Raw genomic sequence first — 14,605 nt, forward strand, 5'->3', positions numbered from 1 at the left:
CGATGGCCCGGTTTGAACGCGCACCATTGTTGAGACGGTTTCACGAGATGGCGAAACGCGGCGAGCCGATCGTCGGCGGCGGCGCTGGCACCGGCCTGTCGGCCAAATGCGAGGAAGCCGGCGGCGTCGATCTCATCGTGATCTACAATTCCGGCCGCTACCGCATGGCCGGCCGCGGCTCGCTTGCCGGGCTGATGCCCTATGGCGACGCCAACGCCATCGTGCTGGAGATGGCCGGCGAAGTGTTGCCTGTGGTCAGCAAGACGCCGGTGCTCGCCGGCGTCAACGGCACCGATCCGTTCCGCGACATGGATGTGTTTCTCGACCAGCTCAAGGCGCTCGGCTTTGCCGGCGTGCAGAACTTCCCGACCGTAGGCCTTATCGACGGCGTCTTCCGCGCCAATCTCGAAGAGACCGGCATGTCCTACGCGCTGGAGATCGACATGATCGCCAAGGCGCGCGAGAAGGACCTGCTGACGACGCCTTACGTCTTCAGCGAGAAGGAAGCCGCCGCGATGGCGATCGCCGGCGCCGACATCATCGTCTGCCATCTCGGGCTCACCACCGGTGGCACCATCGGCGCGCAGACCGCACCGAAGCTGAAGGACTGCCCGGCGCGCATCGACACCTGGGCGTCCGCCGCGCTCAGCGTCAATCCGGACATTCTCGTGCTTGCCCATGGCGGCCCGATCGCGGATCCGGCGGATGCCGATTTCATCATGAAGAACACCCGCTACTGCCACGGCTTCTACGGTGCCTCCTCGATGGAGCGGCTGCCGGTGGAGCGGGCGTTGACGGAGCAGGTACGCAAATTCAAGGCGATCGGCGCGCGATAACGCCTGTAAGATTGAGGGAGGGAAACATGTCAGGGATCCTGGTCGGCGAGCTTATTCTCTGGCTGATCGTCGCGATCATCGTGATCGTGGTTGGCGTCTACATCGTCAACTGGCTCTACCACCGCTCCTCCAAGGAGGTGTCGTTCGTCCGGACCGGTTTCCTCGGCGAACGCGTCGTGATCAACGGCGGTGCCTTCGTGCTGCCCTTCATTCACGATTACACGTCGGTCAACATGAACGTGCTGCCGATGGGGATCGTGCGTTCGCGGCAGGACGCCGTGATCACGCGCGATCGCATGCGCGTCGATATCGAGGCCGATTTCTATGTCAGGGTCCAGGCCACTCGCGAAGCCGTCTCGATCGCCGCCGCAACGCTCGGTCGCCGCACCATGGAGCCGGAACAGCTCCACGCGCTGCTGGCCGGCAAGTTCATTTCCGCGATCCGCTCGGTCGCTTCCGAAATGACCCTCGAAGAGATGCATGAACGTCGCGGCGACTACGTCGCGCGGGTCAAGACCAATGCGGCCGAGGCGCTCGCCCAGAACGGGCTCGAGCTCGAATCCGTCGCCATCACCGATCTCGACCAGACCGACCTCGAATTCTTCAACCCCTCGAACCGCTTCGACGCCGAAGGCTTGACCAAGCTGATGGAGGACATCGAGGCGAGGCGCAAGCTGCGCAACGACATCGAGCAGGACTCGATGATCAAGATCCGCACCCGCAATCTGGAGGCCGAGCGACAGGCACTCGAAATCGAGCGCGAGAGCGAGACGGCGCGGCTGGAGCAGGAACGCGACATCGAGATGCGCCGCGCGCTCCAGCGCACGGAAGTCGCCCGCGAACGCGCCCTGCGCGAGACCGAGGCCGAGCAGGCGCAGATTTCCGCACGCGAGGCGATCGAGCGCTCGCGGATCGCCAATGAACAGGCGATTGCCGAGGCCCGTATCGCCTCCGAGCGCGAGACCCGCCAGAAGGAGATCGAGCGCACCCGCACCATCGAGGAGAAAGAGCTGCTGGCGCGCGAGGAGATCGAGAAGACGCGGATCGCCAACCAGCGCTCGATCGACACGACGCGCATTGCGTCGGAACGCGAGGTCCGCCAGCGCGAGATCGAGCGGATGCGGACCGTCGAGGAAGCCGAGATCGCCGCGCGCGAGGCGATCGAGAAGGCCCGGATCCAGCAGGACCGCGTCGTCACCGATGCCCGCATCGCCAACGAAGAGGAAACGCGCCGCCGCGAGATCGAGCGCACCCGCGCCATCGACGAAGCCGAGATCGCCGCCCGCGAAGCCACCGAGAAAGCGCGCATCGCGCAGACGCTGATCGTCAATGTCGAGCGTATCGCGTCAGACGAGCGCACCCGCGCGCTGGAGATCCAGCAGGTCCGCACCATCCAGGAGGCCGAGATCGAGGCACAGCGCGCGGTCGAGGCGGCCCGCATCGCCCGCGAGCGGATGCTCGCCGCCGAGCGCATCGCTGCCGAGCAGAACACGAGGCAGCTGGAGATCGAGCGCAACCAGGCCCTTGAAGTTGCCGGCATCTCCGCACGCGAGACGACCGAAGCGAGCCGCATCGCTCAGGAGGAGCGCGTGCGTTCGCTGGAGATCGCGCGCAATCGCGCCGTCGAGGAAGCCGACATCGCCTCCCGCGAAGCGATCGAGGCGGCCCGCATCGCGCAGGAGAAGGCCGTTGCGGCCGAACGCATCCAGGCCGAGCGCGATACCCGCTCGCTGGAAATCGAGCGCACAGGCGTACTGGAGGCCGCCGAACTGAAACGGCGCGACGCCATCGAGCGCCAGCGTATCGTGGTCGATCTTGCCCTGGAAGCCGAACGGATAAACTCCTCCAAGAAGCGCGAGGTGCTCAATATCGAGCAGAAGAAGGCGATCGAGATCGCTGACGAGGACCGCGTCATCGCCCTCTCCGCGAAGAAATCGGAGCGGATCGATGCCGACCGCCAGGTCCGGCAGGCAGAGATCGTCGCCCGCAAGGAGGTCGAGACCACCGACGTCTCGCGCGAGCAGGCGCTGGAAGCTGCCCGCCTCGAGCGCCGGCGCGCTATCGAGCAGCTCGAGGTCGCCCGGGTCCAGTCGTTGCAGGAGGCCGAGATCGCCTCCCGCGAGGAGGTCGAGCGCGCGCGCATCTCCTCCGACCGCGGCCTGGACGAAGCCCGCGTCGGTCGCGAGCGCGAGCTGCGCAAGCTCGAGGTCAACCGCGAGAAGGAGGTCGAAACCGTCCTGATGGAGAAGGCAATCGCGATCCATCAGAAGTCGCTGGAAGAATCCGCTGCCAAGGCGATGGCCGAGGAAGCGCGGATGCGGGCCACCGAGGCAACCGAGCGCGTCATCACCGCGCGCGAGAGCGAGATCGCCAAACGCCGCAAGACCGTCGAAATCATGATTGCCGAGAAGCAGGCCGAGGAGACCCGGATTGCCGCGGACGCCGAGCGTGTCCGTGCCACCGTCGAAGCCGAAGCCCAGCGCATGCTCAACGAGGCCGAGAACGTCCTCACCGACCAGGCCCGCTACTCGCTGTTCCGCAGAAAACTGCTCGACCGGATCGAGGGCATCGTGCGCGAGAGCGTCAAGCCGATGGAGAAGATCGAGGGCATCCGCATCCTCCAGGTCGACGGGCTCAATGGCAATGGCCATGGCGGCAATGGCGGCCGCAGCGCCACCGACGAGGTGATCGACTCGGCGCTGCGCTACCGCGTGCAGGCGCCGCTGATCGATTCGCTGCTGGCGGACATCGGCGTCGAGGGTGGCAGCCTCGCAAAAATGCCCGGCCTGATCCGCGAGGCCCGCGACATGCAGGGCATCAAGGAGTCCGCGCGCAAGGGCGGTGGCGGCGACAAGACCGCAGCCCCTCCGCCTGCAGCTGAGGGCGGCGAACCGCCGGCCGAGCGTGGTCCGCGGAAGAAGAGCTGAGGTCTGACCCATGCCCCGCGTCTACGTCTCCACCGTCGTCAATGCGCGCAATGACCGCGTCTGGGCGCGCGTGCGCGACTTCAATGGCCTACCGAACTGGCACCCGGCGATCGCCGAGAGCCGCATCGAGGGCGGCGAGCCCTCCGACAAGATCGGCTGCGTCAGGGATTTTCGCCTGCGCAACGGCGACCGCATCCGCGAGAAGCTTCTCGGCCTCTCCGACTACGACATGTTCTGCACCTACTCGATCCTGGAATCCCCGATGGGCGTCGAGAACTACGTCGCGACCTTGCGGCTGACGCCCGTCACCGACGGCGACCAGACCTTTGTGGAATGGACCGCCGAGTTCGACTGCGCGCCGGAGCGGGAGACGGAGCTCGTCGGCAACATCGGCGGCGGCGTGTTCCAGGGCGGCTTCGATGCCCTCAAGCGCGTGTTCGGAGGGTGATGGCGGTGCCGCATATCGTCAAAAGCACGATCCTGGACGCGCCGACCGATGCGGCGTGGTCGTTGCTGCGCGATTTCAACGGGCACGACCGCTGGCATCCGGCGGTTGCGACCTCCTCGATCGAGCGCGCACATTCCCCGGACAAGATCGGCTGCGTCAGGCGGTTCAAGCTCAAGGACGGCGCAGAGCTGCGCGAGCAATTGCTGGCGCTGTCCGACCTCGAACAGAGCTTCAGCTACTGTCTGCTCGATACCCCGATCCCGATGTTCAACTACGTCGCCCATGTCCGCCTGCTGCCGGTCACCGACGGCGATCGCACCTTCTGGCATTGGGAGTCGCGCTTCACGACCAAGCCCGAGGACCGCGACCGCATCACCCACATGGTTGCCGAAGACATTTATCAGGCCGGGTTCGAGGCAATCCGCCGCCATCTGAAGGAGGCCGCATAAATGGGCGTGACAGTGAAGACTTTCACCAGCGCCAGTGAGGCGGCGGGCGCGCTGTCCACCGACCGCAGCGCGCGCTATCTCGGCGGCGGCACGCTGGTGATGCGCGCGCTGAACGAGGGCGACGTCACAATCTCGACCGTCGTTCGCGCCCAGGACCAGGCGCTGACCCGGATCGATGCCTCCGGCCCGCGCATCACGCTGGGCGCCGGCGTCACTTTCGCGCGCGTCCTTGCCGAGCGAGATCTCGGCTTCCTTCACGCCCCTGCCCGTTCGATTGGTGGCCCGGCCGTGCGCAACATGGGGACTGTCGGCGGCAATCTCTTCGCCCCGAACCCGTATGGCGATTTCACCGTCGCGCTGCTGGCGCTCGATGCCACCGTCGCCGTGCAAGGCGGCTTTGGCGCGCGCGACATTCCGATTGAGGAGTTTTTGCAGGCCCGCGACCGTCAAGCCGGCACGCTGGTCCTGTCGGTCTCCTGCACCCGTCCCGCAAGCACCGAAGCGTTTCGGTATCGCAAGATCGCGCGCATCAAGCCGAAGGGCGGCTCTGTCATCACGCTGGCCGCGCATCTGCCGATCAGCGGCGGCCGGATCGCTGGCGCGCGGATCGCGTTGGGCTCGATGGCACCGACCCAGATCCGGGCCCGCGCCGCCGAGCGGGCGCTGGAGGGCCACTCGCTGGATGCCGCAACCATAGCGGCGGCCGCATCCGCCGTCACTGAAGGAACATCGCCATCCGACAATGCGCTTGGCAGCGCCTGGTATCGCCGCGAGATCGTTGGCGTCCATCTGCGCCGTCTGCTGTCAGGACAGGAATAAACGGTCATGTCCAAGATCCCCCTGCAATTTCGTCACAATGGCCGCGACGTCGCGATCTTCGTCGACGGCGGCACCAATCTGCTGGTCGCGCTGCGCGAGCTGGTCGGCGACATGACGCCCAAATTCGGCTGCGGCCAGGGCGGCTGCGGCACCTGCAGCGTGCTGATCGACGGTGAGCTTCACCTCTCCTGCCTGACGCTGGCGGAAACCGTCGCCGGCCGTTCGGTGGAGACGCTTGACGGCATGAAGCAGGGCCCGAACCTGCATCCGCTCCAGCGCGCCTTCGCCGACAATTTTGCCGCCCAGTGCGGCTATTGCACCCCGGGCATGCTGATGGCCGCAAAGGCCCTGCTCGACCGCAACCCGTCGCCGAGTCGCGACGAGGTCATTGAAGCCATCTCCGGCAACATCTGCCGCTGCACCGGCTACGAGCCGATCATCAACGCCATCCTCGCCGCCGCCAGCGGCCGGGTCAGCGCCTAAGGGAACGTGACCATGCTGGAACTGCGCAAGGACATCTTCGCCGACGAGCGCGACGACAATCTGAAGGAAATCGGCAAGGGCACCCAGCGCCAGGACATGCTCGGCCACGTCACGGGCACGTCGAGCTACTTCAACGACCACAAGCTCCAGGGCATGCTGCATCTGAAGGTCGTCCGCTCGACGCAGGCGCATGCCAGAATTCGCCGCATCGATACCACCGAGGCCGAGCGCTCCGCCGGCGTACGCCGGATCATCCGCGGCACTGATGTGCCGGTTAATCTCAACACGCTTCTGAGCCTGATCAATTTCGGCAAGGACGATGAGCCGTCGCTCGCGGTCGACAAGGTCCGCTACAAGGGCGAACCGATCGTCGCCATCGTTGCCGACAGCGAGCGCGAGGCCTTCGAGGCCATCGCAAAAGTCAAGGTCGACTACGAGCCGCTGGCGGCGGTGTTCGACGTCGAGGATGCGTTGAAGCCCGGCGCGCCCGTCGTCAACGAAACCTATCCCAAGAACACCTTCACCTATCACGAGACCTACGATCACCAGAAGCTGCGCTTCGGCGATGCCGACGCGGCGCTCGCGACCGCCGACCACGTGCTCGAGCAGCGCTACCAGATGTCGCCGATCGAGCATGCGCCGACCGAGACCAATGGTGCGATCGCGGCGCCGGACACCAACGGCCGTTATGTGGTCTACACCTCGACCCAGGCGCTGTTCTTCTCGGTCGACACCTGCGCCAAGATTCTGGACGTGCCGTCCAACACCTTCCACTTTATCGGCGGCACCGTCGGCGGCGGCTTTGGCGGCAAGGTGGACACGGTGACCGAGCCGCTCGCCATTCTCGGCGCGATGCTGACCGGGCGGCCCGTGCGCTATGTGTTCGGGCGCGAGGAGGAGATGCAATACGGCCCGCCGCGCGGCGCCGAGCGCATCTATATCAAGGACGGCGTGATGCGCGACGGCCGCGTCGTCGCGCGCAAGATCCGCTGCTACTTTGACAGTGGCGCCTATACGCGGCTGTCCAGCTACGCCGCAGTGAAATGCGCAGCGCATCTTCCGGGTCCCTACACTATCCCGAACGTCTATGGCGACGTCTATTGCGTCTTCACCAACCGCACGCCGGCGACCGCCATGCGCGGTTTCGGCGTGACCGCGATGGACTTTGCGATCGAGTGTCAGATGGACAAGCTGGCACACCTCGTCAACATGGATCCGATGGAGTTCCGGATCCTCAACGCCTATCGCGACGGCGACATGAAGGCGCACCGGCGCGAGGCCAAGAACACCGCCCTGATCGAATGCGTCCAGGTCGCGGCCGAGAAAGCCAAGTGGCCGCTTCGTGAGGAGTTCAAGCGAGCATCCTCGCGCAAGGACGGCGGCGGCAGCCGCGCCGTGATCCCGCCGACCCCGACGGATTCTTCGCGCGCGCGGCCCACCGCTCCGGCGCAGCAGCGCACCAGCTACGACCGTCTTCCGCCCACCGTCACCCGCGAACCGCCGCGCGAGCCGCCACCGCCGGCTCCTCCACCGCCCTCTCCGCGGCCAACCACGCCCTCGCATGGCGCGACCCGTTTCTCCTCCGTCTTCGGCACCAGGAGGCGCTAGATGACCCGGCATCGCGGACGCGGCATCGCGTCGATCAACTATCCCATCGGCATGAATCTCGGCGGCGACCCCAGCCAGGCGCTGGTACATTCCAACCCGAGCGGCAAATTCACGGTGGCGCTGTCGTCGATCGACTTGGGCCAGGGCATGAAGTCGGTGACCCGGCAAATCTGCGCGGAGACGCTGGGCGTGCCGGTCGAGGACGTCTATGTCGACACCGCGGATTCCGACACCGGCCCGCATTGCATGGGCTCGTTCGCCTCGCGCGGCACCCATCGCGTAGGCAACGCGGTGATGGCGGCGGCCCGCGAGGCTCGCGGTGTCATGATGGAAGCTGCGGCCGAAGAGCTCGAGGTCAACGCCGCCGATCTCGAGACCGACGGGCGCGGCAACATCCACGTCAAGGGCGCGCCGCATCGCTCGATCTCGACCAAGGACGTCGCGATCGCCGCGCAGTTCAAGCAGGGCAAGACCATCTCGGGCCGCGGCATCTTCCTGGTGCCGCTCTCAGAAGTGAATCCGGAGACCGGCGAGATGTCGCCCGCCACCTGCTACGCCCATGCCTGCCTGGTCGCCGAGGTCGAGGTTGACGACGAGACCGGCGAAGTTGCGATGGTGCGGATGGATTCGGCCTACGAGCTCGGCCGCGCGCTCAACCCGCGCCTGGTCGAGCAGCAGCTTGTCGGCGGCGCCTGGATGGGCGTCAGCCACGCGCTCTACGAGACCCCGGAGCCATATTATCCCGAGCCCGTGCACGGCCCGCGCGACTTCGTCGAATATCTGATGCCCGGCCCCGGCGACATCTGCCCGCATGACATTGCGGTGCTGGAGCGCCCTGCCCCCGACGGTCCGTTCGGCGCCAAGGGTCCGGGTGAGATGTGTGCGAACCCGGTGCTGCCGGCGGTCGCCAATGCGATCTTCAACGCGGTCGGCGTGCGCATCGATGATCTGCCGATTACGCCTGAAAAAGTCTTGCGCGCGATCAAGGCCCAGGGCGGCGCGCGGCCGCAGGCGCGGCGCTAGAGGGCCTGGCTCATGGCGGTCCGCAGCAACATCGTCGGCATCGACAGCCCGGAGGCGCTGGAGAAGGCGCTGCGTGCGGCTTATTATCTCGCCGACGAGGGCCTCGCGACTGCCGCCTATCTCGGCCTCGCGCTGGGCAAGCCCCTGCTGCTCGAGGGCGCACCGGGCGTCGGCAAGACAGAGGCCGCAAAAGCCATCGCCGCCGTGCTCGGCCGCCGGTTGATCCGCCTGCAATGCTACGAGGGGATCGACGCCTCCGCGGCGCTCTACGAGTGGAACTACCCGCGCCAGATGCTCGCGATCCGCCAGGCCGGCGACGAGAGCATCGACATCTATGGCGAGACGTTTTTGATCGAGCGTCCCATGCTGGCGGTGCTGCGGGCCCCAGACTCCACTGTGCTGCTGATCGACGAAATCGACCGCGCCGACCAGGAGTTCGAGGCCTTCCTGCTCGAATTTTTGTCCGACTTCCAGATTTCGATCCCCGAGCGCGGCACGGTGCGCGCCACCGAGCGACCCGTCGTCGTGCTGACCTCGAACCGCACACGCGATTTGCACGAGGCGTTGCGCCGCCGCTGCGTCTACCACTGGATCGACTATCCCACCGAAGAGCGTGAGGCACGCATCGTCATGCTGCGGGCTTCCAGTGTTGCGGAAGCGACCGCACGCGCCGTCGTCGCGGCCGTCGGCAGGCTCCGTCGCGAGCCGCTGAGCAAGGCGCCGGGCATCGCCGAAGCCGTCGATTGGGCCGAGGCCGCAACGCTCCTACACAGGGGCGGCGCGCGCTGGCCCGACGCCTTCAGGCGCTCGATCGGCGTGGCGCTGAAGGATGAGGAGGATCTGCACTTTATCTCGCCCCGGCTCGACGCCATGCTCGCGGAGGCAACCGCATGAGCACCGACCTCCAACTGCCACAGGCCGCCCGCATCTTCGTCTCCTTCGTTGCACTCATGCGCGCCAACAGCTTTGCCGTCGCCCCGGAGCAGACCACCGCATTCCTGACCGCGATCGAGTTGCTCGGCCCGCGCGACCTCGGGGATATCAGGCAGGCGGCACTGGCCACTCTCGCTCCGCCGCCCGAACGCCGCGCGAGTTTTGACCGCCTGTTCGACCTCCACTTCCGCGGCAGCGAAGCGCTCGAGCACGTCGATGATGGCGAGGATGACGAGACCGTCAGGCTGCAGGAGGAAGGCCGCGGCGACCAGGAGCCACTGCTCTCCGAGGAGGCCAATGAGTCCGGCCTGACCGCCACCCGCACCGAGGCGCTGGTTGAACGCCGCTTTGCGCAGCTTTCCACGACAGACGCACTCCGCCGCCTGTCGCGCGAGGCTCCCCGGCGGCTGCCGCGGCGGCGCGGCCATCGCCGCATGCGCGCCCGTCGCGGTCCCTTTGCCGATCTCCGCCGCACCTTGCGCGACTCCGTCCGGAATGACGGCGAAATTCTGCGGCTCGGCCATATGAAGCGACGCCAGCGCCCGCGAAAGTTCCTGCTGCTGATCGACGTCTCCGGCTCGATGAAGAGCCGTACTGAGGAGAACATGAAACTCGCTCATGCGCTGGTCCAGGCTGCGCCCAATGTCGAGGTCTTCACCTTCGGCACCCGGCTGACCCGCGTCACCCGCTCGTTGCGACTGAAGCGGCGCGAGCAGGCGTTGAGTGCGGCCGCGCATCTCGTCAGCGACTGGGACGGCGGCACCCGCATCGGCGACGCGCTGCGGGCCTTCCTCGCAGTGCCGCGGTTCGGCGGGTACGCGCGAGGGGCGGCCGTGGTCATCGTCTCGGACGGGCTGGAGCGGGGCGAACCCGATGCACTCCGTGACGCCGTGGCCAAACTGTCGCGGCGGGCCTGGCGCGTGAGCTGGCTGACGCCGCTCGCGACCGGGCCGGGTTTCCGTCCGCAGACGGAAGCGCTGGTTGCCATCGAGCGTTTCGTCGACGACCTCGTCGACGGCGGATCGAGCACGTCGATCGTTGCCCACGTACTGGCACTGGGACGAAGGAGAGTTGCGTGACCGGGATTGTCGACGGGCATCATCATGTCTGGCGGCAGGCCGACCTGCCCTGGCTGACCGGCCCGATGCAGCCCCGCATTTTCGGACCCTACGAGGCCATCCGCCGCGACTATCCGATCCAGGAATATCTCGACGACCTCGAGGGCAGCGGCGTCACCCGCTCGGTCTACGTCCAGACCAACTGGGCCAACGACCGCTTCGAGGACGAAGCCGCCTGGGTGCAGCAGACCGCCGACGAGCACGGCTGGCCACATGCCATCGTCGCCTATGCCAATTTCGCGGTCGACGACGTGCGCCCGCAACTCGACCGCCTGAAGCGCTATCCGCTCGTGCGCGGCGCGCGGATGCAGCTGCACTGGCACGAGAATCCGCTCTATCGCTTCGCCGCAAAGCCAGATCTCTGCATCGATCCCATGGTTCGTCGCAACATTGCGCACCTCGCCGACTACGGCTGGAGCTTTGATCTCCAACTCTTCACGCCTCAGATGCCGGATGGAACGCAGCTTGCGGAGTCCTGTCCCAAGGTGACCTTCGTCCTCCAGCATGCCGGCATGCTCGAAGACCTTTCGCCTGCGGGGCGCGCCGCCTGGCGCGCCGGGATGGCCCGGCTCGCGGTTTGCCCGAACGTGGTCTCCAAGCTGTCTGGGCTCGGCACGTTCATCCATCGCAACGACCCCGCGCATATCGCTGCCGTGGTCACCGACACAGTCGCGATCTTCGGCGCCGAGCGCTGCCTGTTCGGATCCAATTTCCCGATCGAGAAGTTGTGGACCAGCTATCGCGAACTGGTCGACGCATTTCGTACAGCGGCAGCCCCGCTGAGTGCCGCGCAACGAGATGCGATCTTCAGAGGCACCGCAACGCGTGTCTATCGGCTTTGACAGATAAAAGCAGAACAGGGAGGGATACGAATGGCGCTGGAGATCAAGATCCTCGACTACGGCGATATCGAGCTGGAATCGAGCTTCCTGGTGCTTGGCCGCGACTGCGGCCGCACCCGCCGCGTCCTCACGCTGGGCTTTTTGATCCTCGGCGGCAAATATCCGATCGTGGTCGACACCGGCTATCGATCCAACCAGATCATGGAAACGCTGGGCATGCGCGGCTTGCAGTACCACGAGAACATGATCGAGAACCAGCTCGCGCGCCACGGCGTGCGGATGGGTGACGTGCGCTTCGTCTGCCATACCCATCTGCACATCGACCATGCCGGCAAGGACGATCTGTTCCCGATGAACACGACTGTCGTCCTCAACCGCAAGGAGCTGGAGTATTCCGTTTCCGGACTGATGCATCCGCAATATCCGGCGCCCGACATCAAGCACCTGATCGACCGCCTGCACACCAAGAGCGCGCTGCGCTTCCTCGACCTCGAGATCACCGGCCCGATCGAGCTGATGCCCGGCGTCTATTGCGACGCCGCCAACGCCCATACCGAGGGCTCGATGAACATCATCGTCGAGACCGCCGACGGCATCGCTACCATATGCGGCGATGTGATCTACGATATCAACGACCAGATCGTCACGCCCTTCAACGAGATCCACGATTGGGAGCCGCGCACGACCGGCAATCACGGCACCAGCAAGCGCGCGGAGAAGGCCGCGATCAAGAAGCTGCTCAGCAACTCGCGCTATCTGCTGCCGGTGCATGACCGCCCCGCCAGGATCGAAGGCGGCAACGTCGTGGGCCGGCTCCAGGACCAGGTGCCGGGCCCGATCGTCCAGTCCCTGCCCGCGCGCAACTGGTTTCCGGCCTGAGATGATCTTGAGGACCGACCCATGACACACGTCACCTTGCGCTCCGAATTCGAGACGCTGATCGACCCTTACGCGCCGGTCGCGCAGGTCGGCACAGGTTTTGACTTCACGGAAGGGCCGATCTGGCATCCCGTTGATCACTACCTTCTGTTCTCGGACATGCCGGGCGACGTGCGCCGGCGCTGGGATGCGCGGCGCGGCGTTGCCGAGGTCAAGCGCCCGTCGAACAAATGCAACGGCATGACTTATGATTCCGAGCTCAACCTGATCGTCTGCGAGCACGCGACCTCGTCGCTGATCCGCGAGCGGCCGGACGGACGGCGCGAGGTGCTGGCCTCGCACTTCGGCGGGCAGGAGCTCAACAGCCCCAACGACGTCTGCGTGCACTCGTCCGGCGCGATCTATTTCTCGGATCCCTGGTACGGCCGCATGCCGGTCTATGGCGTCGAACGGCCGCGCCAGCTCGGCTTCCAGGGCGTCTATCGCGTGGTGCCCGGCAGCGAGCCCAAGCTGGTGGTCGACAGAACCCTGTTCGATCAACCGAACGGACTGTGCTTCTCGCCCGACGAGACATTGCTTTATGTCAACGACACCGTGCAGGCGCTGGTCCGCGTCTTCGACGTCAATGCCGACGGCATGTTGTCGAACGCGCGGGTGTTCGCAAGCGGCATCCGCTCCGAGCTGGAGCCGGGCCTGCCCGACGGCATGAAGTGCGACCAGCACGGCAATGTCTGGGTCACCGCACCCGGCGGCGTCTGGGTCTATTCGCCGCATGGTGAGCTGCTTGGAAAAGTTCGCGTGCCCGAGCTCGTCGCCAACCTCGCCTGGGGCGGACCGGATTTCCGCACGCTGTACCTGACCTCGACGCATTCGGTTTATGCCATCCCGACCAAGGCCGGCCCGCGCCACGAGCCCTACATGAGCGGCAGGCGCAGTGGCGGCGGCACTACGAGCGCCGGCCCTGCCGCCGCGGCGCCAATCCTGGCCGACGGCGAGTTGCGCCTCGATCCAAACCGCTGCGCCATGATCATCCAGGACCTCCAGAACGACGTCATCATGGACGGCGGCGCCTTTGCCGAGTCCGGCGCGCCGGGGCACGCGAAGCAGCAGCATGTCGTCGAGAATGTCCGCCGCCTCGCGGAGGCCGCGCGTGCCCGAGGCGTGGTCATCATCCACGTCTGGTTCGTGGTCGAGCCCGGCGCACCCGGCGTGACGCTGAACGCGCCACTGTTCGAGGGTCTCGTCGACAGCAAGGCGATGGTGCGCGGCAGCTGGGGGGCGGCGCCGGTCTCCGGCCTCGAGCCGCGCCCCGGCGACTTCGTCGTCGAGAAGATGCGGATGAGCGCCTGGGAAGGCACGCGGCTGGAGACGATCCTCAAAGCCACCGGCCGCGACATGATCATCAATACCGGCGCCTGGACCAACATGTCGGTCGAGCACACCGCGCGCACCGGTGCCGACAAAGGTTATTTCATGATCGTGCCGGAGGACTGCTGCTCGACCATGAATGCCGACTGGCACTCGGCCTCGATCAACTTTGCCATGCAGAACGTCGCGGTGGTCACCCGCGCGGACGCCGTCATTAGAGCGCTGGGATGAGTGGCGGTGAAGCTTCTGCACCTCTCCTGCTCCCCACGCGCCGATTCCGAGTCGAGCGCCGGTGCACGGACGTTCCTTGACGGCTTTCGCCAGGCCCGCCCCGACTGGGACATCGACGTCGTCGATCTCTGGCGCGAGCTCATGCCGGAATTTGCAGGCCCCATCGTCGAGGCCAAATATGCGCGGATGAACGCGCTGGCCTTCAACGACGCGCAGCGGGACAGCTTTGCGCAGGCCGAGCGGATGGCGCTGCGCTTTTCGCTGGCCGACCGCGTGCTGATCTCGACGCCGATGTGGAATTTCGGCATCCCCTACAAGCTGAAGCAGTGGTTCGACATCGTCATCCAGCCCGGCCTGACGTTCCGATTCGATCCGGCGCAGGGTTACCTTCCTTTGCTGAAGGATCGGCCGACGATCGTCATCCTCGCCTCCGGCAGCGACTTTGCCACCGGCATGAACCGCGGCCGCATCGACATGGCGACTCCGTACCTGCGCGAGGCGCTTCGTTTCATAGGCGTCAGCGACGTGCGCTTCGTGCCGATCGGCCCGACGGCAGGCCCGGCCGAGCCGATCCGTGCCGCCCGCGACACCGCCCACCGCCGCCTCGCCGAGATAGCGAAGCGGTTCTGAGCTGCGCTCTT

The 14,605-nt window shown here is 66.3% G+C and carries 14 protein-coding genes; all 14 read left to right on the plus strand.

The genetic code is table 11. The annotated features are described in order from the left end of the window. Positions 1-2: 2 nt before the first annotated feature. Genes ABID59_RS30315 through ABID59_RS30380 form a run of 14 tightly spaced genes read left to right on the plus strand, consistent with a single transcriptional unit; the run spans position 3 to position 14,594 of the window. Complete coding sequence (locus tag ABID59_RS30315) at positions 3-836, plus strand: phosphoenolpyruvate hydrolase family protein (RefSeq protein WP_148755464.1); 834 nt, start codon at positions 3-5, stop codon at positions 834-836. Positions 837-862: 26 nt separating this feature from the next. Next, the gene (locus tag ABID59_RS30320) at positions 863-3,763 is read left to right on the plus strand and encodes a flotillin family protein (protein WP_354032041.1); all 2,901 of its coding nucleotides are present in this window, start codon (positions 863-865) and stop codon (positions 3,761-3,763) included. A gap of 10 nt (positions 3,764-3,773) precedes the next feature. Continuing rightward, a complete protein-coding gene (locus tag ABID59_RS30325) occupies positions 3,774-4,211 on the plus strand; it encodes an SRPBCC family protein (protein WP_015686997.1) in 438 nt (145 codons plus the stop codon). 5 nt (positions 4,212-4,216) lie between these two features. Continuing rightward, positions 4,217-4,660, plus strand: a complete 444-nt coding sequence (locus ABID59_RS30330) for an SRPBCC family protein (RefSeq protein ID WP_354032187.1) — start codon at positions 4,217-4,219, stop codon at positions 4,658-4,660. Beyond that, positions 4,661-5,479 carry an FAD binding domain-containing protein gene (locus ABID59_RS30335; RefSeq protein ID WP_354085799.1) on the plus strand — a complete coding sequence of 273 codons (819 nt, stop codon included), beginning with the start codon at positions 4,661-4,663 and terminating at the stop codon, positions 5,477-5,479. Between the two features lie 6 nt (positions 5,480-5,485). Beyond that, the gene (locus tag ABID59_RS30340) at positions 5,486-5,962 is read left to right on the plus strand and encodes a (2Fe-2S)-binding protein (protein WP_354085800.1); all 477 of its coding nucleotides are present in this window, start codon (positions 5,486-5,488) and stop codon (positions 5,960-5,962) included. A 12-nt stretch (positions 5,963-5,974) separates the two neighbouring features. Continuing rightward, positions 5,975-7,570 (plus strand): xanthine dehydrogenase family protein molybdopterin-binding subunit, encoded by a 1,596-nt coding sequence (locus ABID59_RS30345; RefSeq protein ID WP_354085801.1) that lies wholly within the window; start codon positions 5,975-5,977, stop codon positions 7,568-7,570. Then, positions 7,571-8,593, plus strand: a complete 1,023-nt coding sequence (locus ABID59_RS30350; RefSeq protein ID WP_354085802.1) for a xanthine dehydrogenase family protein molybdopterin-binding subunit — start codon at positions 7,571-7,573, stop codon at positions 8,591-8,593. It abuts the gene before it with no gap. Between the two features lie 12 nt (positions 8,594-8,605). Continuing rightward, a complete protein-coding gene (locus ABID59_RS30355) occupies positions 8,606-9,487 on the plus strand; it encodes an AAA family ATPase (protein ID WP_148755470.1) in 882 nt (293 codons plus the stop codon). Continuing rightward, positions 9,484-10,605, plus strand: coding sequence for a vWA domain-containing protein (locus tag ABID59_RS30360; protein WP_354085803.1), 1,122 nt, complete (start codon positions 9,484-9,486; stop codon positions 10,603-10,605). Before ABID59_RS30355 ends, ABID59_RS30360 begins: the two co-directional genes overlap by 4 nt. Continuing rightward, positions 10,602-11,486, plus strand: coding sequence for an amidohydrolase family protein (locus tag ABID59_RS30365; protein WP_354085804.1), 885 nt, complete (start codon positions 10,602-10,604; stop codon positions 11,484-11,486). The genes ABID59_RS30360 and ABID59_RS30365 overlap by 4 nt, the downstream gene beginning before the upstream one ends. A 30-nt stretch (positions 11,487-11,516) precedes the next feature. Then, positions 11,517-12,365: an MBL fold metallo-hydrolase gene (locus ABID59_RS30370; protein ID WP_354085805.1), complete on the plus strand. Its 849-nt coding sequence runs from the start codon at positions 11,517-11,519 to the stop codon at positions 12,363-12,365. Between the two features lie 21 nt (positions 12,366-12,386). After that, positions 12,387-13,964 (plus strand): isochorismatase family protein, encoded by a 1,578-nt coding sequence (locus ABID59_RS30375; protein WP_354085806.1) that lies wholly within the window; start codon positions 12,387-12,389, stop codon positions 13,962-13,964. Further along, positions 13,965-14,594, plus strand: coding sequence for an FMN-dependent NADH-azoreductase (locus ABID59_RS30380; RefSeq protein WP_187435348.1), 630 nt, complete (start codon positions 13,965-13,967; stop codon positions 14,592-14,594). The last annotated feature ends 11 nt before the right edge of the window (positions 14,595-14,605 follow it).

It is taken from the genome of Bradyrhizobium sp. S3.3.6 (assembly GCF_040546905.1).
Taxonomy (GTDB): domain Bacteria; phylum Pseudomonadota; class Alphaproteobacteria; order Rhizobiales; family Xanthobacteraceae; genus Bradyrhizobium; species Bradyrhizobium cytisi.

Bases quoted from the DNA above. Each gene is read 5' to 3' on its own strand.
- ABID59_RS30315 (WP_148755464.1), top strand. From the start codon at position 3: ATGGCCCGGTTTGAACGCGCACCATTGTTGAGACGGTTTCACGAGATG.
- ABID59_RS30320 (WP_354032041.1), top strand. From the start codon at position 863: ATGTCAGGGATCCTGGTCGGCGAGCTTATTCTCTGGCTGATCGTCGCG.
- ABID59_RS30325 (WP_015686997.1), top strand. From the start codon at position 3,774: ATGCCCCGCGTCTACGTCTCCACCGTCGTCAATGCGCGCAATGACCGC.
- ABID59_RS30335 (WP_354085799.1), top strand. From the start codon at position 4,661: ATGGGCGTGACAGTGAAGACTTTCACCAGCGCCAGTGAGGCGGCGGGC.
- ABID59_RS30340 (WP_354085800.1), top strand. From the start codon at position 5,486: ATGTCCAAGATCCCCCTGCAATTTCGTCACAATGGCCGCGACGTCGCG.
- ABID59_RS30345 (WP_354085801.1), top strand. From the start codon at position 5,975: ATGCTGGAACTGCGCAAGGACATCTTCGCCGACGAGCGCGACGACAAT.
- ABID59_RS30350 (WP_354085802.1), top strand. From the start codon at position 7,571: ATGACCCGGCATCGCGGACGCGGCATCGCGTCGATCAACTATCCCATC.
- ABID59_RS30355 (WP_148755470.1), top strand. From the start codon at position 8,606: ATGGCGGTCCGCAGCAACATCGTCGGCATCGACAGCCCGGAGGCGCTG.
- ABID59_RS30360 (WP_354085803.1), top strand. From the start codon at position 9,484: ATGAGCACCGACCTCCAACTGCCACAGGCCGCCCGCATCTTCGTCTCC.
- ABID59_RS30370 (WP_354085805.1), top strand. From the start codon at position 11,517: ATGGCGCTGGAGATCAAGATCCTCGACTACGGCGATATCGAGCTGGAA.
- ABID59_RS30375 (WP_354085806.1), top strand. From the start codon at position 12,387: ATGACACACGTCACCTTGCGCTCCGAATTCGAGACGCTGATCGACCCT.